Here is a 25,336-nt window from a genome sequence, read left to right as displayed (position 1 = left end):
TCAGCCCTGCACCGCCAGTGCCGGATCGACGGGCGCGGCCGCGCCCGCCGCCGACGCCGCCGCCGGGCGCCGGGCGCGCGGGTCGAGCACGTCCATCAGCCGGATCGCCTCGCTTTCCATCTCGACGATGTAGCCGTCGATGCGGGCGCGGAAGTGGCGATGGAACATCAGCGCCGGCACCGCCACCACCATGCCGGTGGCCGCGCACACCAGCGCCTTGCCGATGCCGCCGGCGAGCTGGTTGACGTCGCCGACGCCATGGTCCATCACGCCCAGGAACATCTGGATCATGCCGACCACGGTGCCGAACAGGCCCAGCAGCGGGCCGGCGGCGGCGATCGTGCCGAGCGCGTTGAGGTAGCGCTCCATGCGGAAGACGAGGTGGCGGCCGGTGTCCTCGATGCGCTCGCGGATCTCCTCGCGCGGGCGCTGGCGCACGTCCAGCGCCGCGGCCAGCAGCGCGCCCAGCGGCGAGGTGTCGCGCAGCGAGTCGATGTGCGCCGGATCGAGGCGTCCGCCGCGCGCGGCCCAGGCGCGCACTTCCTCGCCCAGGCCCGGCGGCAGCACCGCCCGGCGACGCAGCGTCCAGCAGCGCTCCACGACGATCGCAAGCCCCGCCGCCGACAGCAGCAGCAGCGGGATCATCGGCCAGCCGCCGGCCTTGACCAGTTCCAGCACGTTTTGTCCCCGGGCCCGGAGGCCTTCCGCGAAAACCGGGCGCTAGGATAGCGTAGCGGCCCGCGCGGACGCCGACCCCGGCCGCGCCGCGCCTGCCGCGGCGCGTTGCCGGCATGGCCGCGGCCGCGCATCATCCCCGCATGGACCCCGCCCTCACCCCGGAGGCGCTGGCGGCGCAACTGCGCCGCCCGGCCGGCGCCGACGCCGAGGCGACGGGCGCGCGCATGAACGAGGCCAACGCCGCGGTCAACCGCCGCGCCATCGCCCTGCTCGGCGTCGCCGCGGGCCAGGCGGTGCTGGAGATCGGCCCTGGCAACGGCGCCTTCGTGCCGGAGCTGCTGATTTCGACCGGCAGCCGCTACGTCGGCCTCGACTGGTCGCCGGAGATGGTGGCCGCGGCGCAACGGCGCAATGCGCAGGCGGTGGCCGCCGGGCGCGCCCGCTTCGTCGAGGGCGACGCCGCCGCGCTGCCCTTCCGGGATGCGGCCTTCGACCGCGTGCTGAGCGTGAACACCTTGTACTTCTGAGCCGAGCCGCAGCGCGTGCTGGCGGAGATCGCGCGCGTGTCGGGCCCCGGCGGCCGCCTGTGCCTGGCCTACGGCGACCGGGCGTTCATGCGGCACCTGCCCTTCGCCGCCCACGGCTTCGCGCTCTACGATCGCGAGGAGGGCATCGCCCTGCTGCGCGCGGCCGGCTTCGAGGACGTCGCCCATCATGCGCACGTCGAGACCGTACGCGGCAACGCCGGCGACATGGTGGAGCGCGATTTCCACCTGCTCCTGGCCCGGCGCGGCTGACCGACGCCCGCGCCGCCCCCCGGTGCCACGGGCGGATAGCGCGCGCCGGACGCGTCCTGGCGCGCATCGCGTGCCGACCGCGTCAACGTGCGTCCGCGGCCTGGCGCCGCGCCGCATCCCACAGCCGCGGATGGGTGGCGCGCCGCGAGGACACCGAGACGCCGCCCGGCGCGAAGCGCACCCGCAGCGCGCCCGCCTCGGCGGTGTCGTGGAGCGATGCGCCCGCCGCGGCCCAGCGCGCGACCGCGGCCGGCTGCGGATGACCGAAGCGGTTGCCGTGCCCGGTCGAGACCAGCGCGTGGCGCGCGCCGGTCGCGGCCACGAACAGCGGGTCCGACGAGGTCTCGCTGCCGTGGTGCGCGGCCAACACCACCTCGGCGCGCACGCCGTGCGGGTCGCGCCGCGCCAGCTCCCGCTCCACCACCGCGCCGATGTCGCCGGCCAGCAGCGCCGCGCCGTGCGCGGTGCCCACCCGCAGGACGCAGCTCGCCTCGTTGCGCAGGTCCGGGAAGTGCAGCGGCGGATGCAGGAAGCGCAGGCTCACGCCGTCTGCCTGCCAGGCGACGCCCGCCAGACAGGGCACGGTGTCCGCCAATCCGGCATGCGCCGGCGCGAACACCGGCATGGCGGGGTGGCGCCGGCGCACCGCCGCCAGCAGCGGATCGGCCAGCACCACCGCGATCGCCGCCAGCGCGAGCGCTGCGCCCGCGCTCGACGCCCGCCGCGACAGCCGCGCCGCCATCGCCACGCCGATCATCAGCACCGTCCGTACCGTGGGCAGCGCCCAGCCGGCCACGGCCGCGTAGGCCAGCGCGCCGGCGAACGCCGCCGCCGCGGCCGCCTGCGGCCGCGGCACCCCGCGCCCCAGGACCGGCCACGCCCACCAGACGCCGGCCACCGCCAGCGCGAAGAAGCCCGCGACCAGCCCGACGTGGAAGCCGGAGATCGCGATGAGATGGGTCAGCCCGGTGGCGCGCAGCGCTTCCCAGTCCAGTTCTTCGAGCCCGCGGGTATCGCCCAATGCCAGCGCCCGCACATAGCGCGACGCGGCCCCCGGCACGGCCGCCTCGATGCGGGCCGCGGTGCGTTCGCGCCAGTGGTCGATGCCGGCGCCGGCGCGCAGCGCCCGGAACGGCTCGCGGTCGCGGACGTAGCCCACCGCCGCGATGCGCCGGGCGAAGGCGTGCTTCTCGCTGTCGAACCAGCCCGGATTGCGCAGGCCGCGCGGTGCGCGCAGCCGCGCCACGAATGCCCAGCGGCCGCCGGCCTCGATCGCATGCCGCGCCGACGCGCCGCCGCCGCGCGTGTCGTACCAGGCCAGCCGCAGCAGCCGGCCGCGCAGCGGTGCCGGCATGGCCGCGTCGCGATCCACCCGGAACAGGAAGCGCGTGCGCTCCGCCTCGTGCTCCGGCAGGCCGACCACGCGCCCGCGCAGCGGCACGTCGGCGCGTTCCAGCGTCGGCGGCAACTGCAGCGAGAGCGCGAACGCGGCGTGCAGGCCGGCGACGGCGAAACCGCATGCCGCGGCGCCGGCCCATCGCCAGTGCCCGCCGCGCCACCACAGCGCCCCACCGGCCAGAACCAGCACCGGCCACAGCGGCCACGGCGGCAGCGCCGGCAGCCGCAGGCAGGCGAGCGCGCCCGCGGCCAGCGCCGCCGCCACCGCCAGGCCGAGCGGGCCCGCGCCGGCGCCCGCCGTCATCGGCCCGCTCCGGTGGCCGTGCGCGCACGGCGGCCGCGACCTCGATCCATGCTGGTTCTTCCCTGCCCGACGGCGTCCATCGCCTTGCGCCTCCATGCGCCCTTGATGGCGATGACTCTAATCGTCCCTGCCGGCCCCCGGCATCGGCCGGACGCTGTCGATGGCGTAGGAGGTTTCCGTATCCCGCCGCTGCGCCGGCTTCAGCGCGCGTCGTGTCCCAGCGCGTACCAGTCCACCTTGCGGGTGATCCACATGATCGCGGCCAGGATGCCGAACAGCAGCAGCGAGCCCATCAGCAGCGCGTTGTGCTCGGAAGCCAGCAGCGCGTACAGCGCGCCGTACAGCGAGGTCAGCATGGCGGAGAAGCCGGCCGCGCGCAGCCGGCTGCGCAGCACGCCCGAGAGATACATGCCCTGCACGCCGATGCAGGCCACCGCGGAAACGAGGTACGCCTTCCAGAACGCGATGCGTTCGGACAGGCCGAGCAGCAGCAGGAAGAAGATCGCCAGGGCGAGGCCCACCAGCAGGTACTGCAGCGGGTGGATCGGCAGGCGCTCGATCAGCTCGAACAGCGCGAAGGCGACGAAGGTCAGGATCACGAACAGCAGGCCGTACTTGGTTGCGCGGTCGACCCGCGTGTAGACGTCCACCGGATCGATCAGATCGACCTGCAGCGCGTCGATCGGGCCCTCCGAGCTGCGGCGCAGCTGCCCCTGCGCATCGGTGGCCAGCGACGACAGCGTCCACACCGCGCGGAAGCCGTCGCGGCCGATCTCGCGCTCGTTGGGCAGGAAGCGCCCGCCGAACGACGGGTGCGGCCAGGACGAGGCGAGCGCGATGCGGTTGTCGTCGGCCAGCGGCACGACCGACAGCGACCGGGTGCCGTCGATCGCCGCCTCCAGCCGCACCTCGCGCAGCGCCGGCAACCGCCCGCCCCCGGGACCGTGCGCCGGCGCCAGTTCCGCGTGCACCCCCGGCAGCGACGCCGCGAGCGCCCGCGTGCCCCCCGCCAGCGGCAGCGGCCGGCCCTCCACCGTCATCGTGGGCGTGCCGACCAGCCCGCGCACGTCGGAAAGCCCCACCGCCAGGTAGGGCGCGCCGTAGGTGCGGCCCGGCTCGTCGGGCAGGTCGAACGGCGCGAACCGCGCCGTCGCGCGCGCCCGCCAGCTGTAGACCGGTACCCGGAACAGGCCGACCCTCCGTTCGGAGGGCTGCAGGTCGCCGTCGATTTCCAGCCGGCCGGGCGCCTGCAAGAGGAATCCGCGCACGGTCCGCACCACCATGCGCTCGCTGCCGTCGCGGTCGGCTTCCCGGACCCGGCGTTCCTGCGTCCACGGCACCACCCGCACCGGGCCCAGCAGCCGCTGCGCGCCGGCCTTGCCCTCCGCCACGCGCTGTACCGCCTCCTCGCGGTAGCGCTCGCGTTCGTGCACCACGCCGCGGATCATCCCCAGCGGCACCAGCAGCGCCAGCACCAAAGCGCCGACCGTCGCGAACCGCAGGACCAGTTTCGTCGATTTCATCTCGCATGCCTCGCAGGAACCGGGGCGCAGCATGCGCGGGCCCTGTGGGCCTGGCGGGGAGCGAATACGAAGCGAAAGTGAAGTCCCGCGCGGCCCGGCCGGGCCGCCGCGCCGGGGAGCCGGGCTACGGGCCGGCCCGGCTTCCGCCGTCCAGCGGCAGCCAGAGCGTGGCCAGCGCGCCGCCGCCCTCGCGGTTCTCCAGCCGCGCCTCGCCGCCGTGCAGCCGCGCGACTTCGCGCACGAAGGGCAGCCCCAGGCCGGAGCTGCGCGGACCGCCCGGGCGCGGCAGCGAATAGAAGCGCTCGAAGACGCGCTCGAGCGCGTAGCCCGGCACGCCCGGGCCGCGGTCGGCCACCTGCAGCCGCAGCCGCCCGTCCTCCACGGCCGCGCCCAGCCGCACCTCGCCGCCGGCCGGCGAGAACGACACCGCGTTCTCCAGCAGGTTGCCCAGCGCCTGCCGCAGCAGGAAGGGATCGCCGCTCACCCGCGCCGCGGCGGCGTCGCCCGGCTCGCAGCGCAGCGCCACGCCGGCGGCGCGGCAGGCCGGCGCCACCGCCTCGGCCGCCTGCGCCAGCAATTCGCCGGCCGTCACCGCCTGCCGCTTCTGCAGCCAGCCGTGCTGCTCCACCTCGGCCAGCGCCAGCAGCTTGTCGATGGTCTCGGTCAGGCGCCGCTGCTGGGCCAGGATGTTGCCGGCGAAGCGCTGCCGCTCGGCCTCGGGCAACGGTTCCTGCAGCAGTTCGGCGGCGCCGCCGATGGCCGCCAGCGGGCTCTTCATCTCGTGGGTCAGCGACTGCACGTAGCGCTCCACGTAGGCCTTGCCCTCCAGCTTGCGGCGCATCGCCTCCAGCGCGCGGCCGAGGTCGCCGATCTCGTCGCGGCGCGGCCGTGGCGGCGGCACCGGCTCGCCGCGCGCCACCGCCTGCGCGTAGCGGTTCAGGCCGCCCAGCCCGCGCACCAGCCACGCGGTCATCAGCAGGCCGATCAGCGCGGCGATGCCGATCAGCCACGCCCCGCGCGCCAGGATGCTGCGCTGGCTGGCGACGATGAAGGGCTCCACGCTGCGGTTGGGCTGCGAGACCGTGAGCACCCCCAGCAGGCGCGCGGGATCGTCCGGATCGCGGACCGGCGCGGCCACGTGCATCACCGTGTCGTCGGGATCGGCGGGATCGCGCGGGCTCGAGCGCGCGCCGTACTCGCCGCGCAGCGTGCGGTAGACGTCGTTCCAGCGTGAGTTGTCGCGGCCCAGGTCGCGCCCCTGCGAGGAGTAGACGACCACGCCGCGGGCGTCGGTGATGCTCACCTCCTGGTCCACGCTGCGCTTGTCGAAGCTCCAGATGCCGGCCTGCGGATCGCGCGCCCGCGCGCGCGCCATGCGCCGGGCGAAGGCGCCGTCGGCGATGCGGCCGTCGCGCAGGTCCTCGGCGGCCAGCTCGGCCAGCATGTTGGCCGAATCCACCAGGGTCGCCTCCAGCGCCTGGCGCACGCCCGGCTTCACCTCCTCCACGAACACCCGCATCACGAAGAACGCGGCCACGCCCACGATCAGGAAGAAGGCCAGGAACAGCTTCAGCCCGATGCGCACGCTCAGGCGTCCAGCGAGTAGCCGAGACCGCGGTGGGTGCGGATCGGGTCGGTCTCGGCGCCGGCCGCGCGCAGCTTCGCGCGCAGCGTCTTGACGTGGGTGTCCACGGTGCGGTCGCCGCTGTCGGCGTCGCTGTCCCAGCCGCGCTCCATCAGCTGCGCGCGGCTGAGGATGGCCCCGGGCCGGCGCAGCAGCGCGGCCAGCAGCGCGTACTCGTAGCGGGTCAGTTCCAGCGCCCGCCCGCGATAGCGGATGCGCCGGCCCTCGGCGTCGATCGCGAACTCGCCGCGGGCCTGCCAGCCCGGCGCCGTCCCGGCCGCGCCGCTGCGGCGCAGGCGCGCCCGCACCCGGGCCACCAGTTCGCGTGGGGAGAACGGCTTGGCCACGTAGTCGTCGGCGCCCAGTTCCAGCCCCAGCACGCGGTCCGCCTCGTCGTGGCGGGCGGTGAGGAAGATCACCGGCACTTCGCTGAAGGCGCGCAACCGGCGGCAGACCTCGAAGCCGTTGAGATCGGGCAGGCCCACGTCCAGCACTACCAAGTCCGCGCCCGGGTCGCGCAGCGCGTCCAGCGCCTCGCGCCCGAGCAGGCAGTGGCGCGCCGCGTAGCCCTCGCTGCGCAGCGCGTACAGCAGCGTGTCGGCGATGGCCTGTTCGTCCTCGACGACGAGGATGCGGGCGGAATCCTGCATGGGGCGAGCATATCCCGCGCGCGGGCGGCTCCGTACACTGGGCGGATGAACTACCGCCACGCCTTCCACGCCGGCAATCACGCCGACGTGCTCAAGCACGTCGTGCTGCTCGCGCTGTGCGACGCGCTGACCGCCAAGCCGGCCGCCTGCTTCGCGCTGGACACCCATGCCGGCCGCGGCCTGTACCGGCTGCGCGACAGCGCGGCGCGGCGCACCGGCGAGGCCGAGGGCGGGATCGGCCGCCTGGCCGCTGCGGCGCCCGCCGACCCGCTGCTGCGGCGCTACCTGGCGGCGGTGGCAGACTGCCGCGGCCAGGCCGGAGACGACGCCTACCCGGGCTCGCCCTGGCTGCTGGCGCATGCGCTGCGCGCGCAGGACCGGATCGCCTGCTGCGAGCTGCAGCCCGACGAGGCTGCGGCGCTGCGCGAGGTCTTCGCCGGCGAACCGCGGGTGGCCGTGCACGCGCGCGATGGCTACCAGGCGGTACGGGCGATGCTGCCCCCGCGCGACGGCGCTACCCGCATCGGCCGCGGGCTGGTGCTGATCGACCCGCCCTACGAGCAGCAGCTGGAGGAGTTCGTGCCCGCGCTGGCGGCCGTGCGCGAAGGGCTGCGCCGCTGGCCGCAGGCCTGCTACGCGCTGTGGTACCCGATCAAGCAGCGGCGCGCGCTGGGCAAACTCTATCGCTCCGCGGCGACGCTGGAGGCCGGTGGCGGGGTGCTCGCCTGCGAGCTGCTGGTGCGGCCGGACGACTCGCCGCTGCGCATGAACGGCAGCGGCCTGCTGCTGGCCAACCCGCCCTGGCGGCTGGACGCGCGGCTGCGCGGCGCGCTGCCGGCGCTCGCGGATATCCTGGGCGAAGCCCCCGCCCACGCGCCGGCCCGCGTGGAGTGGCTCAGACCGCCCGCCTGAGCGGCCCGGCGCGTCGTGATGCGGCCTTCATGCCCGGCCGTTCATGTTCTAGATGGGGACTTCACCCTGCACCTGTCAGCATCCCACGCATGGCCGCTCGCAACCGACTCCCGCCCTGGCACGACCAGATCCGGCTCGCCAATGGCCGCGAAATCCTGATCCGCCCCGTCCGTCCCGACGATGCCGAGCCGCTGCGCGCCGGCTTCGCGCTGCTGGGGCCGGAGGAGATCCGGCAACGGTTCCTGGACCGCACGCCCGAGTTGAGCCCGGAGATGGCCCATCGCCTGACCCGGCCCGACCCGAAGACCGAATTCGCCCTGGTGGCGGCGGAGCCGCTGCCGCCCGGCGAAGCGCTGGTGGGCGGCGTCGCCCGGGTGGCGGTGGTGCCGGGCACCCGCGACGGCGAGTTCACCATCCTCGTCAGCCGCTATATCGCCGGCATGGGCGCGGGGCGCCAGCTGATGCGGCGGCTGGTGCGCTGGGCCAAGGGCAAGAAGCTGGAGCGGCTGGTGGGCGACGTGCTGGAGGACAACCAGCCCATGCTGGCCCTGGCCGACTCGCTGGGCTTCCGCCGCGAGCCTTCCGAGACCCCGGGCGCGGTCAGGGTCGTGCTCGACCTCTGAGCGCGGCGCCTCCGCGCCGCGGCCGCCCGGCCCCGGTAGAATGGGCGGTTCGATGACGTCTTCCGCCCACTCCGTTCCGCCGCTGCCGCGACGCGGCCAGCAGCGCGCCTTCTGGCGCGCCCCGGCGTCTCCTTCCGCCCTGGCCTGGGCGCTGCTGCGCGCCGGCCGCGCGCACGCGCGGCCGCTGCTGGTGGTGGCCCGCGACAACCACCAGGCGCACCAGATCGAGGCCGACCTGCGCACCCTGGCCGACGGCGCCACGGACCTGCCGGTCCTCGGCTTCCCGGACTGGGAGACGCTGCCCTACGACCGTTTCAGCCCGCACCCGGAGATCGTCTCCCAGCGCCTGGCCACGCTGCACCGGCTGCCGCAGCTCGAACGCGGGCTGGTGGTGCTGCCGGTGCAGACGCTGATGCAGCGCCTGCCGCCGCGCGCCTACGTGATCGGCCAGACCTTCGACATGCGGGTCGGCCAGCCGCTGGACCTGGACGCGGAGAAGGCGCGGCTGGAGGCGGCCGGCTACCGGCACGTGCCGCAGGTGCTCGACCCCGGCGAGTTCGCCGTCCGCGGCGGCCTGCTCGACGTGTTTCCGATGGGCGCCGACACCCCGTACCGGGTGGAGCTGTTCGACACCGACATCGAGTCGATCCGCAGCTTCGACCCGGAATCGCAGCGCTCGCTCGACCGGGTACCGGAGATCCGCATGCTGCCGGGCCGCGAGGTGCCGATGGACGAGGCCTCGCGCACGCGGGCGATGCAGGCGCTGGGCGAGCGCTTCGACATCGACCAGCGCCGCAGCGCGCTGTTCCAGGACCTGAAGTCCGGCCTGGCGCCGGCCGGCATCGAGTACTACCTGCCGCTGTTCTTCGAGCCCCCGCGCGAGCGCTTCGGCGCGCGCGACGCCGCCGGCGCCACCGCGCTGCTGTTCGACTACCTGCCCGAAGGCGCCCTGCCGGTGCTGGCGCCCGGCGCACTGGCCGCGGCCGAGCAGTTCTGGCGCCAGATCGACGAGCGCCACGAACAGCGCCGCCACGACGTGGAGCGGCCGCTGCTGCCGCCGGCCGAGCTGTGGCTGCCGCCCGAGGCGCTGCGCGAGCGGCTCAACCAGGGCGAGCGGATCGAGGTGGCCGACGACACCCACGCGCAGTTCGCGCAGGCGGTCGCGCTCGGCGACCAGCCGGCCCCGGACGTGCCGCTGTCGACCCGCGAGGCCGATTCCGCCGCCGCGCTGAAATCCTTCCTCGGCCACTATCCCGGCCGCGTGCTGCTAGCCGCCGACAGCGCCGGCCGCCGCGAGGCGCTGCTGGACATGCTGCAGCCCACCGGGCTGCGGCCGGAGGTGGTCGCCGGCGTGGGCGACTTCCTCGCCGGCGATGCGCGCTTCGCGATCGCGGTGGCGCCGCTCGACAACGGCTTCGCCCTCGACGCGCCGCAGGTCGCCCTGCTGACCGAACGCCAATTGTTCCCCGAGCGCGCCTCCCAGCCGCGCCGCACCCGCCGCGCCGGCCGCGAGCCGGAGGCGATCGTCCGCGAGCTCGGCGAGCTGTCCGAGGGCGCGCCGATCGTCCACGAGGACCACGGCGTCGGCCGCTACCGCGGGCTGGTCGTGCTGGACGCCGGCGGCACCCCGGCCGAGTACCTGGAGATCGAATACGCCAAGGGCGACCGGCTCTACGTGCCGGTGGCCCAGCTGCACCTCATCAACCGTTACTCCGGCGCCTCGGCCGAGACCGCGCCGCTGCATTCGCTGGGCGGCGAGGCCTGGACCAAGGCGAAGAAGCGCGCCGCCGAGAAGGTCCGCGACGTCGCCGCCGAGCTGCTGGAGATCCAGGCCAAGCGCCAGGCCCGTGCCGGGCTGGCGCTGGAAGTGGACCGCGCGCTGTACGAACCGTTCGCCGCCGCGTTCCCGTTCGAGGAGACCCCCGACCAGCACGCCGCGATCGAGGCGGTGATCCGCGACCTGGCCTCCAGCCAGCCGATGGACCGCGTGGTCTGCGGCGACGTCGGCTTCGGCAAGACCGAGGTCGCGGTGCGCGCGGCGTTCGTCGCCGCCACCGCCGGCAGGCAGGTCGCGGTGCTGGTGCCGACCACGCTGCTGGCCGAGCAGCACTACCGCAACTTCCGCGACCGCTTCGCCGACTGGCCGATCCGGGTCGAGGTGCTGTCGCGCTTCAAGTCCAGCAAGGAGATCAAGGCCGAGCTGGAGAAGGTGGCGCGCGGCGAGATCGACGTGATCGTCGGCACCCACCGGCTGCTGCAGCCGGACGTGAAGTTCAAGGATCTGGGCCTGGTGATCGTGGACGAGGAACAGCGCTTCGGCGTGCGCCAGAAGGAGGCACTGAAGGCGCTGCGCGCCAACGTGCACCTGCTGACGCTGACCGCCACGCCGATCCCGCGCACGCTCAACATGGCCATGGCCGGCATCCGCGACCTGTCCATCATCGCCACTCCGCCCGCGCACCGGCTGGCGGTGCAGACCTTCGTCACCCAGTGGGACGGCGCGCTGCTGCGCGAGGCCTTCCAGCGCGAACTGGCCCGCGGCGGCCAGCTCTACTTCCTGCACAACGACGTGGAGAGCATCGGCCGCATGCAGCGCGAGCTGCAGGAGCTGGTGCCGGAGGCACGCATCGGCATCGCCCACGGGCAGATGCCCGAGCGCGAGCTGGAAAAGGTGATGCTCGACTTCCACAAGCAGCGCTTCAACGTGCTGCTGTCGACCACGATCATCGAATCCGGCATCGACATCCCCAACGCCAACACCATCGTCATCAACCGCGCCGACCGTTTCGGCCTGGCGCAGCTCCACCAGTTGCGCGGCCGTGTCGGCCGCTCGCACCATCGCGCCTACGCCTACCTGGTGGTGCCGGACAAGCGCTCGATCACCGCCGACGCGCAGAAGCGCCTGGACGCCATCGCCTCGATGGACGAACTGGGCGCGGGCTTCACCCTGGCCACCCACGACCTGGAGATCCGCGGCGCCGGCGAGCTGCTGGGCGAGGACCAGAGCGGACAGATGGCCGAGGTCGGCTTCAGCCTCTACACCGAGCTGCTGGAACGCGCGGTGCGCTCGATCCGCCAGGGCAAGCTGCCCGATGCCGACGAGCCGCCCGAGCGCGGCGCCGAGGTGGAGCTGCACGTTCCCGCGCTGATCCCCGAGGACTACCTGCCCGACGTCCATGCCCGGCTGACCCTGTACAAGCGCATCAGCGGCGCCCGCGACGCCGGCGGCCTGCGCGAGCTGCAGGTGGAGATGATCGACCGTTTCGGCCTGCTGCCCGACCCCGCCAAGCACCTGTTCGCGGTGGCCGAACTCAAGCTGCAGGCCACCGCGCTGGGCATCCGCAAGCTCGACCTCGGCGCCAACGGCGGCCGGATCGTGTTCGAGCCCAAGCCGCGGATCGATCCGATGGCGCTGATCCAGTTGATCCAGAAGCAGCCCAAGCTGTACGCGATGGACGGCCCCGACAAGCTGCGGGTGAAGCTGCCGCTGCCAGAGGCCGCCGACCGCTTCAACGCCGCTCGCGGCCTGCTCGCCGCGCTGACGCAGCCGTAAGCGCGCGGGCGGCCCCACGCCGCCGATGCCGAACGCGCTCCGCCCCCGCTGGCGCAGGCGCCTGCGTTCCTAGGCTGTACCGACCTTGAGCGCCGAACGGCACCCTTCCGCCGCAAGCGGGGAGCACTCTGTTTCTCCCTTCCACCGCAAGCGGGGACCATCCTGTTTTTCCCTTCCCCCGCAAGCGGGGGAAGGTGCCGAAGAAGGTGCCGAAGGCGGATGGGGGCATGCCGCTGGCGTCCAAAGCGGCCCTCATCCGGCGCTTGCGGGAGAAGGGACAGCATGCCCCCGCTTGCGGGAGAAGGGACGACATGGTCCCGCTTTTGCGGCAGAACGGGGCGCTTCGGCGCTGCCGATCGAATGTCGATACGCCCTAGCGTCGCCGCGCCCGCATCGCCGCTTCGTCGTCCAGCCAGTTCGCGCCCTTGTTCCTGAGGAAGAACACGTACACGAACAGCGACACGGCGATCACTATCGTCGCGTACACCACGAAGGCGACCACCCGGTCGGCGCGCAGCGCGGCCTGGTAAAGCAACGGTGCGGTGCCGCCGAAGGCGGAGTTCGCCAGCGCATAGCCCAGGCCGACGCCGAGCGCGCGGACGTGGGTGGGGAACAGTTCGGCCTTCACCACGGCGTTGATGGAGGTGTAGCCGGTCAGGATCACGAACCCCAGGGTGAGGATGGCGAACGCGGCCAGCCAGTCGGTCTGCCGCGGCAAGGCCAGCACCAGGAACCAGGTGTAGAGCACGCCGCCGATGCCGAAGAACACCAGCAGCGACTTGCGGCCGACGAGGTCCGACAGCCAGCCGCCGACCGGTTGCATGACCATCAGCATGGTCAGCGCGACGAGGTTGATGATCGTGCCGGTCATGACGTCGTCGCCGGCGAAGGCGGCCTGGATCATCTTCGGGCCGTTGACGGAATAGGTGTAGAACGCGACGGTGCCGCCGGCGGTGATCAGGAAGCACAGCAGCAGCGGCCGCCACTGGCGCACGAACAGCTCCCGCAGCGAGCCCGAAGCCTGCGCGCCGCCGCGACGCGCGGCCTCGATGGATCCGGATTCGAGCGATTCGTCCATCGTGCGACGCAGCCAGAACACGACGATCGCGGCGATGCCGCCGAGGCCGAAGGCGACGCGCCAGCCCCAGGCGGAGATCTGCGAGACGTCGAGGAACTGCAGCATGACCAGCAACGTCAGCTGCGCCAGCACGTGCCCGCCCACCAGGGTCACGTAGTGGAACGAGGACAGGAAGCCGCGCCGCCCCGGAATCGCCGCTTCCGACATGTAGGTCGCGCTGGTGCCGTACTCGCCGCCGGTGGCGAATCCCTGCACCAGGCGGGCCAGCAGCAGGATCGCCGGCGCGGCGACGCCGATCGTGCCGACCGTGGGCGTGACGGCGATGACGAACGAGCAGCCCGCCATCAGCGTCACCGAGACCGTCAGCGCGAGGCGGCGGCCGTAGCGGTCGGCGAAGCGGCCGAAGTACCAGGCGCCGATCGGCCGCATGAGGAACGTCATGGCGAAGATCGCCCAGACGAAGATCGTGGCGTTCTTGTCCTCCGGCGAGAAGAACTGCGATTCGAAGTAGGCGGCGAACACCGAGTAGACGTAGACGTCGTACCACTCGACGAGGTTGCCGGCCGAGCCCTTGAGCGTGTTGGAGACCGAGCGCCGCAGGCTGCCGGGCGCGGCGGCGACGGAAGCCGCGGCGGGCGCGGCGGGCGTGGACGACGACATGCGGGCGACCTGTGCGTGGGGAGGCCGCAGTATAGGACCCTGAATTGCCGTCGCCGCGGTATCCGGTCGTGCGCCAAGGGCGAAATCTGCACACGGAAGAGACTTCGCTCCGCATCTAGCTAAACTGCCGTATACGTAGCTGGCGTTAGAAGAGCCGCGGGCTGCACCCGTAACGCTCTGCCTCAGACAGGCCATCCAACAGGAGGTTGTGACATGCCCCGCGAAACCCTCGGCGCACTGGCCCTTGCTCTGATGCTGGCAACGCTGCTGGCCGCCTGCACGCCGACCTATACCACCGATCAGGAGCGATCGAAGGAGACGCCCATGCCCACTGCAGAGGATGAAGCCACGCACAGCTCCGGCCGCACCGAACTGCTCGACCCGGCGCGCCAGCTCTATCGCTACGGCAGCGGCATCTGCCGTGAACTGGGCAAATTGCCCCCGCCGTGGCGGCAATTCGAGCACAAGCGTTATGAAAAGCCTGGGCGATGGGGGAGATTTCCACCTGGTTACGATTGGGGGGCGACGGCAAGCGTCAACACCACCGAGCTGATCTTGGAGGCCGAGTATTCGGAACTCGGCGTATCGCCGGCGAACACCCTGCCCGGCACCGTCCATCGGTCCGGGTTGGCGCAGGATGCCGCTCTGCTGGCGCTGGGACGGCCCCTGGAAGAGGATGCATATCGGCAAATGAAGACGGTTCAAGAAGCACTGTCCGGAACCAATCCCGAGGAATTTTGGCCTGCTCCGGCCCCGTTCCCGGTCAGCAACAGCTTCGAGGTCTACGCAGCCAGTCCGAAAGAATATGTAAGCGAGCGGTCTTCCCTCGTGATCGTCAGCCCGGCCCTTCGTGCAGGGGTGTATTGCGATCCGGATTACGATTGGCCCAATCCGAAGTGCTTGGGCCTGATCCTGTTGCATGACGACGAGGTCGGCACGATCAGTGTCAATTACGAGGCGCTGGGCAAGTTGCAGGAGGTAGTGGAATCCATGATCAATGCTGCCCGCGCCATCCGGGTCGATTGTCCGAACAGTGGAGAGCCGTCGTGAGCGAACGCATCCGCGATCCCATTCCGCTCAGCGAGGCGCAGGTCAAGGCCCTGCAATTCGCCACCGACAACGGCACCCGCCATTTTCCGGATGGCTACGCCCTGGTCCACGACTGGATCAAGGACCATCCGGCAGCGCGAGCCGACGGCACGGTGTTCTGGTTCGAGCAGGCCCGCGGCATCAACAACGGCGACAGCCTGTCGGCCCGCTTCATCCGCCGCCATACCGAGAACGGCCTGGATCTTGGCGATGTGCCGATGTCGGTACGCAAGCCGATGCAGGAACTGTCCGACAGGATCGCGAAGCAGGTTACTGAAGACCTTCTGAAATATCGCGAAGTTCCGCCGCTGGCAGCAATCCTGGACCGGGACATCCGCGTCGCGCTCGACGAAGGCCGTGTCCCCTTGGGCGGCTGGGGTGGTAGCTTCTACTACTACGACATGCCGTTCAATCCGAGGGAACTGACGGAACGACCAGGACTCCGGATGGAGCCGGGCGATCCCTTTCCGCGCAAGCCGGACGGCGGCTACCACACGGTCGGCGACGAGATCGAGGCGCGCGGCGAACGGGAGCTGCTGCTGAAGGCGTCGTCGAAGACGATCAAGGACATGGTGGTCGCCGGCGAGATTCGCCTAAGCGATGCCCCCGAATTGCTGCAGACCAGCTGGAATGCCGGCATGCCCGCGTCGATGAAGGCCGAAGTGACGCTGCGGGCGAGCGTGATGGTGGCCGAGCACGTTCGGGATCATGTCGACCAGAACCTCCGGCAGATTCCCGAGGATCTGCAGCGCATGCTGGAGCAGCAACGCCGCGGCCTGCTGGACGGGGCCAAGGACAGGTTGGACGACCTGCTGCATCCATCGTTGCCCAACATTCCCCGACTGGGATCGCAGCCTGTCGACGGGAACGTGCCGGGCTGGCAACAGCTGGCGGGACAGCTGGACACCGCCCTGGAGCGGGACCGCCTGCTGGCGCATCGACAGGATGCGCACGGCCCGGTGCGCGTGACGCAACAAGCGGAGTCCGCCGGGCATGTGCCGGGACCATTCGACGATCCGTTCGCGGACCGCTACTTCGCCGCCGTCATGGCAGGCGACAGCGATCTGGCCGACCGGATCGCCATCGAGTTCTCGCGAACCCCGGAAGGGCAGCAGTTGGCGCAGTTGGGCGACCGCTTGTTGGCCCAGCAACAGGCCTTGGAGCAGCAACAGCTGGAAGAGAGGACCCGGCAGGGGCCGGTTATGCAGATGTGACTCGCATGCCTACGACGATGGAGTACCGCTATGGATAGTGGCAATCGGAGCCCAACTCCTGCCATGCCGCTAGATGCCGTGAAGGCTCTGATGATGCTGCGCTCGGAAATGACCCAGCGCGAAGCGCGCATGAGTGCATCCTTCAACGAGCAGGTGCAATCGTTGCGACAGGAAGTGAGCCAGTTCCGCCGCGATATCGCCGGCATCGTGGGAGGCGCCAGTACCCGTATCGCGGAGGAGGCCAAGGATGCGGTTTCCCCGGTCGCGGCAGAATACGGTCGCGCCGTGTCGGCGACCTCCGCGCATCTGCAGGGCGCCAGCAAGACGGTGTGGCTGTGGTTCGGCGCTGCAGGTTCGATCCTGCTGATGGTGCTTCTGATCGGCTGGGCGGTGCTCGGCTATTACAGGCGCGAGCTCGCCGCGGCCAAGGCGGAACTTCAGCGCTACGAGGACGCCGTGCCTATCGTGCAGGCGTTCGTCGCCTCGGATGCGATCCTGTGCGACGGCCGTCTCTGCATCGCGGTCGATCCCGACGCTCGCCCACAGGGCGAGGCGCGCCAGTACCGGCAGGCGAAGCCGCGGCAACGGTAGCCGCCAGACTGCGCACGCCCGCGCGCGCCCTCGCCTACACCTCCGAAGGCGCGACTTCGCGCAGCTTGCCTTCGTGCAGTTCGAGCACCCGGTCCAGCCGGCGGGCAAGGTCGCGATCGTGCGTCACCAGCACCAGGCTGGTGCGCTGGGCGCGATTGAGTTCGAGCATGAGGTCGAACACCGTGGCGGCGGTGCGGTCGTCGAGGTTGCCGGTGGGCTCGTCGCCGAGCACGCAGGCGGGCCGGTTGACCAGGGCGCGGGCGACGGCGGCGCGCTGGCGTTCGCCGCCGGAGAGTTCGCCGGGCTTGTGCTGCAGGCGATGGCCCAGGCCGACGGCCTCCAGCAGGCTGCGGGCCTTGGGCGCCACCTCGGCCACGGTGGGCGGCTTGCCGCGCTTCTCGCCGTCCACCACCGGCTGCCCGGCCAGCAGCGCCGGCAGCATCACGTTCTCCAGCGCGGTGAACTCGGGCAGCAGGTGATGGAACTGGTAGACGAAGCCCAACGCGCGGTTGCGCAAGGCGCCGCGGGCGCGGTCGGAGAGCGCGCTCATCCGGTGGCCGGCGACGAAGACCTCGCCGGCGGTGGGCACGTCCAGACCGCCCAGCAGATGCAGCAGGGTGCTCTTGCCCGCACCGGACGCGCCGATGATGGCCACGGTCTCGCCGGGATAGACGGCGAAATCCAGCCCGGCGAACACCGGCGTGTTGAGCTTGCCCTCGCGATAGGTCTTGCCCAGCCCCTCGGCGCGGATGACCGCGTCCTGCGCGCGGGCCTGCATTCGCGGTTCCCGGCTCTCACTCATAGCGCAGCGCCTCCGCGGGCGCGGTGCGCGCCGCGCGCCACGCCGGGTAGATGGTGGCGAGGAAGGCCATGACCAGCGCGACCAGCGCGATGGTGCCCACGTCGTCGCCGCGCAGTTCGGTGGGCAGGCCGGTGATGTAGTAGACGTCGGGCGGGATCAGCACCACGTCGAACGCACTCTCGATGGCGCGCAGGATGTGCTCCAGGTTGAGGGTGAGCAGGACCCCGCCCACCACGCCCAGCACGGTGCCGATCACGCCGATCAGCGTGCCCTGGACGATGAACACCCGCAGGATGCCGCCCGGCGGCATGCCCAGCGTGCGCATGATGGCGATGTCGGCCTGCTTGTCGGTCACCAGCATCACCTGCGAGGAGACCAGGTTGAACGCGCCCATCGCGATGATCAGCGACAGCAGGATCGCGATCATGGTCTTCTCCAGCCGCAGCGCGCGGAACATGTTGGCGTTCTCGCGGCTCCAGTCGCTGACCCGGTACGGGCCCTGCAGGGCGATGGCGAGGTCGCGGGCGACGTCGGCGGCCTGGTTCATGTCGTGCAGGCGCAGGCGCACGCCGGTGGCGGCGTCGCCCAGCCGCTGCACGCGCTGCAGGTCGGCCATGTTGACCAGGGCCAGGTTGCGGTCGAACTGCTGGTGGCCGGCCTCGAACAGGCCGCTGACGGTGTAGCGCTTGAGCTGCGGCACCGCGCCCATCGGCGTGGCCTGGAAATCGGTGGTCACCACCACCCGGTCGCCGACCCGCACGCCCAGCCACAGCGCCAGTTCGCGGCCGAGGACGATGTTGAAGCTGCCGGGCTGGAGCGAGTCGAAGCTGCCCTCGACCATGCGATCGGCGATCACCGACACGTGGCGCTCCTGGTCCGGCAGCACGCCCTGCAGCAGCGCCGGCTGGCGGCTGGGGCCGGCGATCAGCGCCTCGCTCTGCACGTAGGGCGCGGCGCCGGCCACGCGCGGATCGCGCTCGGCGATCTCGACCGCGTGCGCCCAGTCCTGCATCGCGCCGCTGTCGGCGCTGACGGTGGCATGGGCGGACATCTGCAGCAGGCGGTCGCGGATCTCGCGCTGGAAGCCGGTCATCACCGCCAGCGTGGTGATCAGTGCGGCCACGCCGATGGCGATGCCGAGAATCGACGCGAGCGAGATGAAGGAGATGAAGCCGTTGCGGCGCTTGGCGCGCAGGTAGCGCAGGCCGATGGCGGCGGACAGGGGTCTGAACATCGGTTCTCGCCGGGGACGCCGACGCACGGCGCCGGCACAAGACGGCTATGGTGCCATCGAAGGCGCGTCGCGCGCAGCCCGCGGAGCGGGCGCGGCCAGTCTCAGTTCACGCCGCAGCGGCGGCGGCAGGGTATCGGGCCACCAGGCCAGGCGCTGCGTGCGGCCGGCGGCGTCGCGCCAGCGGGCGAAGGCCAGCGGCCCGCGCCAGTCGAGGCGAAAGTCGTCCACCGGTTCGCCGTTCACCTCCACCGGGCCGCCGGGCCGCAGATGCAGCACCCGCTCGGCCGCGCGGGCCTGCCGCCGCAGCAGCAGCGCGCCGTGCAGCAGCGCGAGGCTGGACAATGGCCAGGCCAGCGCCGCCGGCACGCCGGAGGCCGGGAGGGCGGCCGCGGCGCCGAAGGACAACGCCAGCAGCGCCGCCGACAGCCAGCGCGAGGGGCGCCAGCGTACGACCGCGCCTTCAGCGGGACTGCAGGGCGCGCATCCTCGCCACGAGCGTTTCGAGTTCGGCATCCGGCACGGCCTCGTAGCCCATCAACCAGCGCCAGAGCTTATCGTCCTCGCAATCGAGCAGCCGTAGGAAAACGCCGCGCTCGGACTCGGAAGCCGCCGGCCAGTCGCGCGCCAGCCAGGCCTCGAACAGCACGTCGAGCTCGCGCATGCCGCGGCGGCAGCGCCAGCGCAGGCGCTTGAGCTCGGGGTCTTCGGCTTGGCTGGCGGTCATCCGGGTTTCGGCAGGAGATCGTGCCGCCGTCCTTGGCGCGGCAACGCGGGCTTCGGAGAGTCCGGCCCGGCCGTCCATGGCCGGGCGTTCGCGGCTGCGGCCGATGCCGATAGGGCATCGGCCAAGCGCAGCCGCTCACCCATGCCGCGCCAGCATCAGCTGCTTGATCTGGCCGATCGCGCGGGCCGGGTTGAGGCCCTTGGGGCAGGTGCGCGCGCAGTTCATGATGGTGTGGCAGCGGTAGAGCTTGAACGGATCCTCGAGATCGTCCAGCCGCGCGCCGGTGTCCTCGTCGCGGCTGTCGATGATCCAGCGGTAGGCCTGCAGCAGGATCGCCGGGCCGAGGTAGCGGTCGCCGTTCCACCAGTAGCTGGGGCACGAGGTGCTGCAGCAGGCGCACAGGATGCACTCGTACAGGCCGTCGAGCTTGGCGCGGTCTTCCTTGGACTGCAGGCGCTCGCGATCGGGCGGCGGCGCGCTCTGGGTGCGCAGCCAGGGCTTGATCGCCGCGTACTGCGCATAGAAGTGGGTCAGGTCGGGCACCAGGTCCTTGACCACGGCCATGTGCGGCAGCGGGTAGATCGGCACCTCGGCCTTCTTGCAGTCCTCGATCGCGCGCGTGCACGCCAGCGTGTTGGTGCCGTCGATGTTCATCGCGCACGAGCCGCAGATGCCCTCGCGGCAGGACCGGCGGAAGGTCAGCGTCGGGTCGATCTCGTTCTTGATCTTGATCAGCGCGTCCAGGACCATCGGGCCGCACTTGTCGAGGTCGACCTCGTAGGTGTCGGTGCGCGGATTGCGGCCGTCGTCCGGGTTCCAGCGGTAGACCTTGAAGGTCCGCGTGCGGCCGGCGCCGGCGGCCGCCGGGAAGTGGCGGCCTTCCTGGATCTTCGAGTTCTTGGGGAGGGAGAATTCGGCCATTTTGAAGTCCGGGATGACCAGCCTTGCGGCTGTTGAGAAACGCTTCGGGATTGGGATCGGGGCGTCGGGAGAACGGTGATCGCGGCTGTCGCTGTCGCGGACCCTCCATCCCGAATTCCCGGTCTCGACATCAATATACGCGCGCCTTCGGCGGCACCACCTCGACCTCGTCGTCGAGGGTGTACATGTGCACGGGACGGTAGTCGATGGTGGTCTCGCCGTTCTCGCCGACCCAGCACAGGGTGTGCTTGTGCCAGTTCACGTCGTCGCGGTCCGGGAAGTCCTCGTGCGCGTGCGCGCCGCGCGATTCCTTGCGGTTCTCCGCCGACACGATCGTGGCCAGGGCCTGGCCCAGCAGGTTCTGCAGCTCCAGGGTCTCGATCAGGTCGGAGTTCCACACCAGCGAGCGGTCGCTGACCCTGACGTCGGCGAAGGAGGCGTGGATCTCGCGGATCTTCTCCACGCCCTCGGCCAGCGTCTTGCTGGTGCGGAACACCGCCGCGTCGGCCTGCATGGTGCGCTGCATGCGGTCGCGGATCGCCGCGGTCGGCGTGCTGCCGTTGGCGTTGCGCAGCTTGTCCAGGTTGGCCAGCGCCTTGTCGCAGGCATCGGCCGGCAACGGCTTGTGGCGGGCGTTGGGCTTGATCGTCTCCGCGCAGCGGTTGGCCACCGCGCGGCCGAACACCACCAGGTCGAGCAGCGAGTTCGAGCCCAGGCGGTTGGCGCCGTGCACCGAGACGCAGGCGGCCTCGCCGATGGCGTACAGGCCCGGCACCACGGCGTCGGGATCGCCGTTCTTCAGCTGCACGACCTCGCCGTGGTAGTTGGTCGGGATGCCGCCCATGTTGTAGTGGACGGTGGGGATCACCGGGATCGGCTGCTTCTCGACGTCGACGCCGGCGAAGATCCGGGCGCTCTCGGCGATGCCGGGCAGCTTCTCGTGGATGTCCTTGGGGTCGAGGTGGGTCAGGTCGAGGTGGATGTGGTCCTTGTGCTCGCCGACGCCGCGGCCCTCGCGGATCTCCAGCGTCATCGAGCGGCTGACCACGTCGCGCGAGGCGAGGTCCTTGGCGTTGGGCGCGTAGCGCTCCATGAAGCGTTCGCCGTTGGCGTTGCGCAGGATGCCGCCCTCGCCTCTGACGCCTTCGGTGATCAGGCAGCCGGCGCCGTAGATGCCGGTCGGGTGGAACTGCACGAACTCCATGTCCTGCAGGCCCAGCCCGGCGCGCAGCGCCATGCCGCCGCCGTCGCCGGTGCAGGTGTGCGCCGAGGTGGCGGAGAAGTAGGCGCGGCCGTAGCCGCCGGTGGCCAGCACCACGCCCTGGGCGCGGAACAGGTGCAGCGTGCCTTCGGCCATGTCGAGCGCGAGCACGCCGCGGCAGGCGCCCTCCTCGTCCATGATCAGGTCGAGCGCGAAGTACTCGATGAAGAAGCGCGCGTCGTGGGCCAGCGACTGCTGGTAGAGCGTGTGCAGGATCGCGTGGCCGGTGCGGTCGGCCGCGGCGCAGGTGCGCTGGGCGATGCCCTTGCCGTAGTGCGTGGTCATGCCGCCGAACGGGCGCTGGTAGATCTTGCCTTCCTCGGTGCGCGAGAACGGCACGCCCTGGTGCTCGAGCTCGATGATCGCGGGGATCGCCTCGCGGCACATGTACTGGATGGCGTCCTGGTCGCCCAGCCAGTCCGAGCCCTTGATGGTGTCGTAGAAGTGGAAGCGCCAGTCGTCCTCGCCCATGTTGCCCAGCGCCGCCGAGATGCCGCCCTGCGCGGCCACCGTGTGCGAGCGGGTCGGGAACACCTTGGTCAGGCAGGCCGTCTGCAGGCCCTTCTGGGCCAGGCCGAAGGTCGCGCGCAGGCCGGCGCCGCCGGCGCCGACGACGATCATGTCGTACTTGTGTTCGGTGATCTTGTAGGTCGCGGTCATCGGAAATCTCTGGTTGCGCGCGCAGGGACGGGCGGGCTGGTGCCTTCGCCCCGTCCCCGCTCCCTGGCATGGGAGAAGGGCGATCGTGCCGGCGGGAATCGTGTCTGCGCGAAGACAGCGCCCTGGGGCGAGGCCGGCTCCGGAGACGGCGGGTTCATAGGAAGGCGATGCGGCCGATCGCGTACAGCGACGCCAGCGCCGCGGCCGCGCAGACGAAGGTCACCAGCAGTTGCAGCGCGACTTCCAGCGCGCGCCGGTGGATGTAGTCCTCGATGACCACCTGCAGGCCGAGCTTGGCGTGCCAGAACAGCGCCACCGAGAACACCGAGAACAGGATGGCGTTGGACGGCCGCGCCAGCGTCGCGCGGGCGGTCTCCAGGTCCGCGCCCACCAGCGACAGTAGGGTGCCCACGAACCAGGCCACCAGCGGGACCAGCGCCACCGCGGTCACCCGCTGCCACCAGAAATGGCCGGTGCCGGTCTTGCCCGAGCCCAGGCCCATGGCGCGCTTGACCGGGGTGCGGTAGTCGCGCGCGGCGCGCGCCTCGATGTCGCTCATGCCCCACCCCACAGCACGAAGAACCAGATCAGCGCGGTCAGCGCGAAGCCCACCGCGAACACCGCGTAGCCGGAGCGGTAGACCTCGGGCAGCGAGAAGCCCCAGCCCGCGTCCCAGGCCAGGTGGCGGATGCCGTTGAGCAGGTGGTAGACCAGGGCCAGGGTGAAGCCGAACAGCAGCACCATGCCCACCGGCGAGGACAGGCAGGCCGAGGCGGTGGCGTAGGTCTCGCCGCCGATGGCGACCGCCAGCAGCCACCACACCAGGCCCAGCGCACCGACCGAGAGGGCGATGCCGGTGATGCGGTGGAGGATGGACATGAGCGACGTGATCTGGAACCGATACGTCTGCCCGAGCATGAACGGTGAAATGGGGCGTTCGCGATTCGCCATCGCTGGCAGGTCTCCTCGCTGGGCGGCAACGCCGCGTGGCTGGATCGGGAGGTCAGAAATCGATACAGCGACCGTTCTTTTCCCAATCGCCGTAACGGGTCGGGTCGGGGCCGTCGCGGCCCCCGATCTCTTCGGGTGGCGATGCCGGCACCGGCGCCGCAGCGGGCGGATCGGTTCGATCCGGGTCCGGTGCGGAAACGCTTTCGCCTATCATGGCCGGGGTCTTCACCGCCGGAATTTTAGTTCCCACGTTCATGTCCGACAAGTCGGCCGACGCTTCCAGCGCGTTTTTCGCGCTTCCGAGTCTTCATCCGCTGGCCGTGGAAGGCCGCGATGCGCCGAAATTCGCGCAGGCGCAGTTCATGAACGACGTCGCCGCGCTGGCCCCGGGCCACTGGCAGTGGAACGGCTGGCTGACGCCGAAGGGCCGCGTGATCGCGCTGTTCGCCTTGCTGCGCCTGGACGAGGAGCGGTTCCGGCTGCTGCTGCTCGATGCCGACGCGGAAGGTTTCGCCGCCCGCCTGCGCGGCTTCCTGTTCCGCAGCAAGGCGACGGTGACGGTGCAGGCGGCGCTGCCCGTGTCCGCGGCCTTCGCCGCGCCCGCCGACGCCAGCGGTTCGCGCTTCGCGGCCGCGGGCGACGCCCTCGAACTGGACTGGAGCGGCGACGGCGCGCCGCGCCGGCTACGCCTGGGCGGCGCCGCCGCCGCGACGGACCCGATCCTGGCCGCGCGCTGGCGCGCCTGCGATCTCGTCCACGGCCTGCCGCGGCTGGACCTCTCGCAGGCCGAGCTGTGGACGCCGCAGCAGCTGTCGCTGGACCGCCTGCGCGCCTACAGCGTGAAGAAGGGGTGCTATCCCGGCCAGGAGATCGTCGCCCGCACCCACTTCCTCGGCCAGGCCAAGCGCGCCCTGGCGCGGCTGCGGACCGCGCAACCCGCCCTGCCCGGCGCGGAGGTGGCGCTGGAGACCGGCGGCGGCAGGATCGTGGCCGCCGAGGGCCTCGATGCGCTGGCGGTACTGCCGCTCGATCCATCGCCGGCGCGACCGCGGCTGGGGCATGCGCCCGCGCAACTGCTGCCGCTGCTGGAAGGCCTGGCGCGCTAGGAGCGTGGGCGGCAGAAATGTTCGAGGCGAAAAGGCGACTGGGCGAGGACAGATTTTCGACGATTCGCCGGCCTGTAGTGGTGCTACAGGCCCAGAATCGGCGGAAATATGGACCGCGCAGGCGGCTTTGCAGCCCGGACGATTTCTGCCGCCCACGCTCCTAGGTAGGCGAGCGTCCGTTCGCCCGCGCCGTGCCGCGCCGTTCGCACCGGCGGCGCGACCGCCGGTCCGGCGCGCGGCGCGGGTCTTGATTTCGTCTCGATCCGCGGCCCATATTCCGCGCGATGGGGGGGATACCGCTGTGGCGCGCCCGCGTCTCCATGGGCCGGGAGCGCCGTGCCGGTGTCGTGATCCGAACGTCGTGATGCCGCATCCAGCGGAAGGGGACAATCCATGCGCTTCAAGCTCACCGCCGCGATCGCGGCGACCATCGCCCTGCTCGCGACCGGCTGCGCCAGCCGGCCGGCCGAGCCGCCGCCGCCGCCCGAGCCGCCGGCGGCGCCGCTGCCGTCGAGCTTCCTCGAGAAGCTGTCGGCCGACGGCCTGTTCGCCTTCGGTCGCGCCAGCATCGACGATTTCAACCCCGCCGGCCTCGCCGCGCTGGACGAGCTTGCCGAGCGCCTGAACGCGCGGCCGCTGGAGATCGTGCACGTGATCGGCCACAGCGACCGCATCGGCAACGACCGCGCCAACCTGCGCCTGTCGGAGCAGCGCGCCAACGCGGTGCGCGACTATCTGATCGAGCGCGGCGTGCCGGCCGGCCGCATCACCGCGGTGGGCCGCGGCAGCGTGGAGCCGGTGGTGGACTGCGAGGGCCAGCGCGGCGACGCGCTCAAGGATTGCCTGGCGCCGAACCGCCGGGTGGAGGTGCGGATACAGTTCGCCGACTGAGCGGACCGGCGGCCGGCCCGCCCGCCGGACTGTCACGGCGACGCGACAGGACGATCGAGCGGCGTGCCGGCCCGAGCGCCGGCCCCTGCCGC

25 protein-coding genes are annotated in these 25,336 nt (G+C 71.7%); 10 read left to right on the top strand and 15 right to left on the bottom strand.

Annotated features, from left to right (window positions below; genetic code table 11):
• Window positions 1–678 carry a MotA/TolQ/ExbB proton channel family protein gene (locus tag Z164_RS0107215; RefSeq protein WP_024890036.1) on the bottom strand — a complete coding sequence of 226 codons (678 nt, stop codon included), beginning with the start codon at window positions 676–678 and terminating at the stop codon, window positions 1–3.
• A gap of 140 nt (window positions 679–818) precedes the next feature.
• On the opposite strand from Z164_RS0107215, the gene Z164_RS23295 reads away from it, so the two are divergent.
• Together Z164_RS23295 and Z164_RS23290 are read left to right on the top strand one after the other, a co-directional pair.
• Window positions 819–1,205, top strand: coding sequence for a class I SAM-dependent methyltransferase (locus Z164_RS23295; RefSeq protein WP_236621767.1), 387 nt, complete (start codon window positions 819–821; stop codon window positions 1,203–1,205).
• 15 nt (window positions 1,206–1,220) lie between these two features.
• A complete protein-coding gene (locus Z164_RS23290) occupies window positions 1,221–1,475 on the top strand; it encodes a hypothetical protein (RefSeq protein ID WP_236621766.1) in 255 nt (84 codons plus the stop codon).
• Between the two features lie 82 nt (window positions 1,476–1,557).
• Here the strand turns inward: Z164_RS23290 and Z164_RS23545 are convergent, their stop codons facing one another.
• From Z164_RS23545 to creB, 4 genes are all read right to left on the bottom strand, one after another.
• Entirely contained in the window at window positions 1,558–3,177 is a 1,620-nt protein-coding gene (locus Z164_RS23545) for a ComEC/Rec2 family competence protein (RefSeq protein WP_024890035.1), read from the bottom strand.
• A gap of 200 nt (window positions 3,178–3,377) precedes the next feature.
• The gene (gene creD, locus Z164_RS0107200) at window positions 3,378–4,700 is read right to left on the bottom strand and encodes a cell envelope integrity protein CreD (RefSeq protein WP_024890034.1); all 1,323 of its coding nucleotides are present in this window, start codon (window positions 4,698–4,700) and stop codon (window positions 3,378–3,380) included.
• Window positions 4,701–4,824: 124 nt separating this feature from the next.
• Window positions 4,825–6,285: a two-component system sensor histidine kinase CreC gene (gene creC, locus Z164_RS0107195; RefSeq protein WP_024890033.1), complete on the bottom strand. Its 1,461-nt coding sequence runs from the start codon at window positions 6,283–6,285 to the stop codon at window positions 4,825–4,827.
• Between the two features lie 2 nt (window positions 6,286–6,287).
• Entirely contained in the window at window positions 6,288–6,974 is a 687-nt protein-coding gene (creB, locus tag Z164_RS0107190) for a two-component system response regulator CreB (protein WP_024890032.1), read from the bottom strand.
• Between the two features lie 45 nt (window positions 6,975–7,019).
• Here creB and Z164_RS0107185 point away from each other — a divergent pair, with 45 nt between their 5' ends.
• The 3 genes from Z164_RS0107185 to mfd all read left to right on the top strand — a co-directional run bounded on the left by Z164_RS0107185 (window position 7,020) and on the right by mfd (window position 12,062).
• Window positions 7,020–7,886: a 23S rRNA (adenine(2030)-N(6))-methyltransferase RlmJ gene (locus tag Z164_RS0107185; protein WP_024890031.1), complete on the top strand. Its 867-nt coding sequence runs from the start codon at window positions 7,020–7,022 to the stop codon at window positions 7,884–7,886.
• A gap of 89 nt (window positions 7,887–7,975) precedes the next feature.
• Window positions 7,976–8,509, top strand: a complete 534-nt coding sequence (locus Z164_RS0107180) for a GNAT family N-acetyltransferase (protein WP_024890030.1) — start codon at window positions 7,976–7,978, stop codon at window positions 8,507–8,509.
• Between the two features lie 52 nt (window positions 8,510–8,561).
• The gene (gene mfd, locus Z164_RS0107175; protein ID WP_024890029.1) at window positions 8,562–12,062 is read left to right on the top strand and encodes a transcription-repair coupling factor; all 3,501 of its coding nucleotides are present in this window, start codon (window positions 8,562–8,564) and stop codon (window positions 12,060–12,062) included.
• A gap of 373 nt (window positions 12,063–12,435) precedes the next feature.
• Here mfd and Z164_RS0107170 read toward each other — a convergent pair whose 3' ends face one another.
• The gene (locus tag Z164_RS0107170; RefSeq protein WP_024890028.1) at window positions 12,436–13,800 is read right to left on the bottom strand and encodes an MFS transporter; all 1,365 of its coding nucleotides are present in this window, start codon (window positions 13,798–13,800) and stop codon (window positions 12,436–12,438) included.
• A 213-nt stretch (window positions 13,801–14,013) separates the two neighbouring features.
• Between Z164_RS0107170 and Z164_RS0107165 the strand changes: the two genes are divergently transcribed.
• The 3 genes from Z164_RS0107165 (at window position 14,014) to Z164_RS23280 (ending at window position 16,694) form a co-directional block, all read left to right on the top strand.
• Window positions 14,014–14,850 (top strand): hypothetical protein, encoded by an 837-nt coding sequence (locus Z164_RS0107165; protein WP_024890027.1) that lies wholly within the window; start codon window positions 14,014–14,016, stop codon window positions 14,848–14,850.
• On the top strand, window positions 14,847–16,103 hold the full coding sequence (locus tag Z164_RS0107160; protein ID WP_024890026.1) for a hypothetical protein: 1,257 nt from the start codon (window positions 14,847–14,849) through the stop codon (window positions 16,101–16,103). Before Z164_RS0107165 ends, Z164_RS0107160 begins: the two co-directional genes overlap by 4 nt.
• A gap of 90 nt (window positions 16,104–16,193) precedes the next feature.
• The gene (locus Z164_RS23280; RefSeq protein ID WP_236621765.1) at window positions 16,194–16,694 is read left to right on the top strand and encodes a hypothetical protein; all 501 of its coding nucleotides are present in this window, start codon (window positions 16,194–16,196) and stop codon (window positions 16,692–16,694) included.
• Between the two features lie 34 nt (window positions 16,695–16,728).
• Here Z164_RS23280 and lolD read toward each other — a convergent pair whose 3' ends face one another.
• The 9 genes from lolD to Z164_RS21835 all read right to left on the bottom strand — a co-directional run bounded on the left by lolD (window position 16,729) and on the right by Z164_RS21835 (window position 23,503).
• A complete protein-coding gene (gene lolD / locus Z164_RS0107150) occupies window positions 16,729–17,472 on the bottom strand; it encodes a lipoprotein-releasing ABC transporter ATP-binding protein LolD (RefSeq protein WP_043689559.1) in 744 nt (247 codons plus the stop codon).
• Between the two features lie 16 nt (window positions 17,473–17,488).
• Complete coding sequence (locus Z164_RS0107145) at window positions 17,489–18,730, bottom strand: lipoprotein-releasing ABC transporter permease subunit (protein ID WP_024890023.1); 1,242 nt, start codon at window positions 18,728–18,730, stop codon at window positions 17,489–17,491.
• A gap of 45 nt (window positions 18,731–18,775) precedes the next feature.
• Window positions 18,776–19,135, bottom strand: a complete 360-nt coding sequence (locus Z164_RS0107140) for a hypothetical protein (RefSeq protein ID WP_024890022.1) — start codon at window positions 19,133–19,135, stop codon at window positions 18,776–18,778.
• Between the two features lie 55 nt (window positions 19,136–19,190).
• Window positions 19,191–19,454, bottom strand: a complete 264-nt coding sequence (locus tag Z164_RS0107135) for an FAD assembly factor SdhE (RefSeq protein ID WP_024890021.1) — start codon at window positions 19,452–19,454, stop codon at window positions 19,191–19,193.
• Between the two features lie 135 nt (window positions 19,455–19,589).
• Window positions 19,590–20,375, bottom strand: a complete 786-nt coding sequence (locus Z164_RS0107130; RefSeq protein ID WP_024890020.1) for a succinate dehydrogenase iron-sulfur subunit — start codon at window positions 20,373–20,375, stop codon at window positions 19,590–19,592.
• A 130-nt stretch (window positions 20,376–20,505) separates the two neighbouring features.
• Window positions 20,506–22,296, bottom strand: a complete 1,791-nt coding sequence (gene sdhA, locus Z164_RS0107125; protein ID WP_024890019.1) for a succinate dehydrogenase flavoprotein subunit — start codon at window positions 22,294–22,296, stop codon at window positions 20,506–20,508.
• Between the two features lie 154 nt (window positions 22,297–22,450).
• Window positions 22,451–22,855: a succinate dehydrogenase, hydrophobic membrane anchor protein gene (sdhD, locus tag Z164_RS0107120; protein ID WP_024890018.1), complete on the bottom strand. Its 405-nt coding sequence runs from the start codon at window positions 22,853–22,855 to the stop codon at window positions 22,451–22,453.
• Entirely contained in the window at window positions 22,852–23,247 is a 396-nt protein-coding gene (sdhC, locus tag Z164_RS0107115) for a succinate dehydrogenase, cytochrome b556 subunit (RefSeq protein WP_024890017.1), read from the bottom strand. The genes sdhD and sdhC overlap by 4 nt, the downstream gene beginning before the upstream one ends.
• Before the next feature lie 52 nt (window positions 23,248–23,299).
• Window positions 23,300–23,503: a DUF1674 domain-containing protein gene (locus Z164_RS21835; RefSeq protein ID WP_236621764.1), complete on the bottom strand. Its 204-nt coding sequence runs from the start codon at window positions 23,501–23,503 to the stop codon at window positions 23,300–23,302.
• Here Z164_RS21835 and ygfZ point away from each other — a divergent pair.
• The gene (gene ygfZ / locus Z164_RS0107110; RefSeq protein ID WP_024890016.1) at window positions 23,502–24,353 is read left to right on the top strand and encodes a CAF17-like 4Fe-4S cluster assembly/insertion protein YgfZ; all 852 of its coding nucleotides are present in this window, start codon (window positions 23,502–23,504) and stop codon (window positions 24,351–24,353) included. The genes Z164_RS21835 and ygfZ overlap by 2 nt on opposite strands.
• Window positions 24,354–24,746: 393 nt before the next feature.
• A complete protein-coding gene (locus Z164_RS20175) occupies window positions 24,747–25,244 on the top strand; it encodes an OmpA family protein (RefSeq protein ID WP_052338383.1) in 498 nt (165 codons plus the stop codon).
• Window positions 25,245–25,336 lie beyond the last annotated feature (92 nt).

Origin of the sequence: Luteimonas huabeiensis HB2 (genome assembly GCF_000559025.1) — a bacterium.
Lineage (GTDB): Bacteria > Pseudomonadota > Gammaproteobacteria > Xanthomonadales > Xanthomonadaceae > Luteimonas > Luteimonas huabeiensis.
This window is presented reverse-complemented; position numbering and strand designations above follow the sequence as displayed.

Coding starts and splice junctions, on each gene's coding strand:
- ygfZ (WP_024890016.1), top strand. CDS start 23,502: ATGTCCGACAAGTCGGCCGACGCTTCCAGCGCGTTTTTCGCGCTTCCG.
- Z164_RS23545 (WP_024890035.1), bottom strand. CDS start 3,177: ATGACGGCGGGCGCCGGCGCGGGCCCGCTCGGCCTGGCGGTGGCGGCG.
- Z164_RS0107170 (WP_024890028.1), bottom strand. CDS start 13,800: ATGTCGTCGTCCACGCCCGCCGCGCCCGCCGCGGCTTCCGTCGCCGCC.
- Z164_RS23280 (WP_236621765.1), top strand. CDS start 16,194: ATGATGCTGCGCTCGGAAATGACCCAGCGCGAAGCGCGCATGAGTGCA.
- Z164_RS20175 (WP_052338383.1), top strand. CDS start 24,747: ATGCGCTTCAAGCTCACCGCCGCGATCGCGGCGACCATCGCCCTGCTC.
- Z164_RS21835 (WP_236621764.1), bottom strand. CDS start 23,503: ATGAACGTGGGAACTAAAATTCCGGCGGTGAAGACCCCGGCCATGATA.
- Z164_RS0107135 (WP_024890021.1), bottom strand. CDS start 19,454: ATGACCGCCAGCCAAGCCGAAGACCCCGAGCTCAAGCGCCTGCGCTGG.
- sdhD (WP_024890018.1), bottom strand. CDS start 22,855: ATGAGCGACATCGAGGCGCGCGCCGCGCGCGACTACCGCACCCCGGTC.
- lolD (WP_043689559.1), bottom strand. CDS start 17,472: ATGCAGGCCCGCGCGCAGGACGCGGTCATCCGCGCCGAGGGGCTGGGC.
- Z164_RS0107130 (WP_024890020.1), bottom strand. CDS start 20,375: ATGGCCGAATTCTCCCTCCCCAAGAACTCGAAGATCCAGGAAGGCCGC.
- Z164_RS0107185 (WP_024890031.1), top strand. CDS start 7,020: ATGAACTACCGCCACGCCTTCCACGCCGGCAATCACGCCGACGTGCTC.
- Z164_RS0107145 (WP_024890023.1), bottom strand. CDS start 18,730: ATGTTCAGACCCCTGTCCGCCGCCATCGGCCTGCGCTACCTGCGCGCC.
- Z164_RS23295 (WP_236621767.1), top strand. CDS start 819: ATGGACCCCGCCCTCACCCCGGAGGCGCTGGCGGCGCAACTGCGCCGC.
- Z164_RS0107180 (WP_024890030.1), top strand. CDS start 7,976: ATGGCCGCTCGCAACCGACTCCCGCCCTGGCACGACCAGATCCGGCTC.
- mfd (WP_024890029.1), top strand. CDS start 8,562: ATGACGTCTTCCGCCCACTCCGTTCCGCCGCTGCCGCGACGCGGCCAG.
- sdhC (WP_024890017.1), bottom strand. CDS start 23,247: ATGGCGAATCGCGAACGCCCCATTTCACCGTTCATGCTCGGGCAGACG.
- Z164_RS0107165 (WP_024890027.1), top strand. CDS start 14,014: ATGCCCCGCGAAACCCTCGGCGCACTGGCCCTTGCTCTGATGCTGGCA.
- creB (WP_024890032.1), bottom strand. CDS start 6,974: ATGCAGGATTCCGCCCGCATCCTCGTCGTCGAGGACGAACAGGCCATC.
- creD (WP_024890034.1), bottom strand. CDS start 4,700: ATGAAATCGACGAAACTGGTCCTGCGGTTCGCGACGGTCGGCGCTTTG.
- sdhA (WP_024890019.1), bottom strand. CDS start 22,296: ATGACCGCGACCTACAAGATCACCGAACACAAGTACGACATGATCGTC.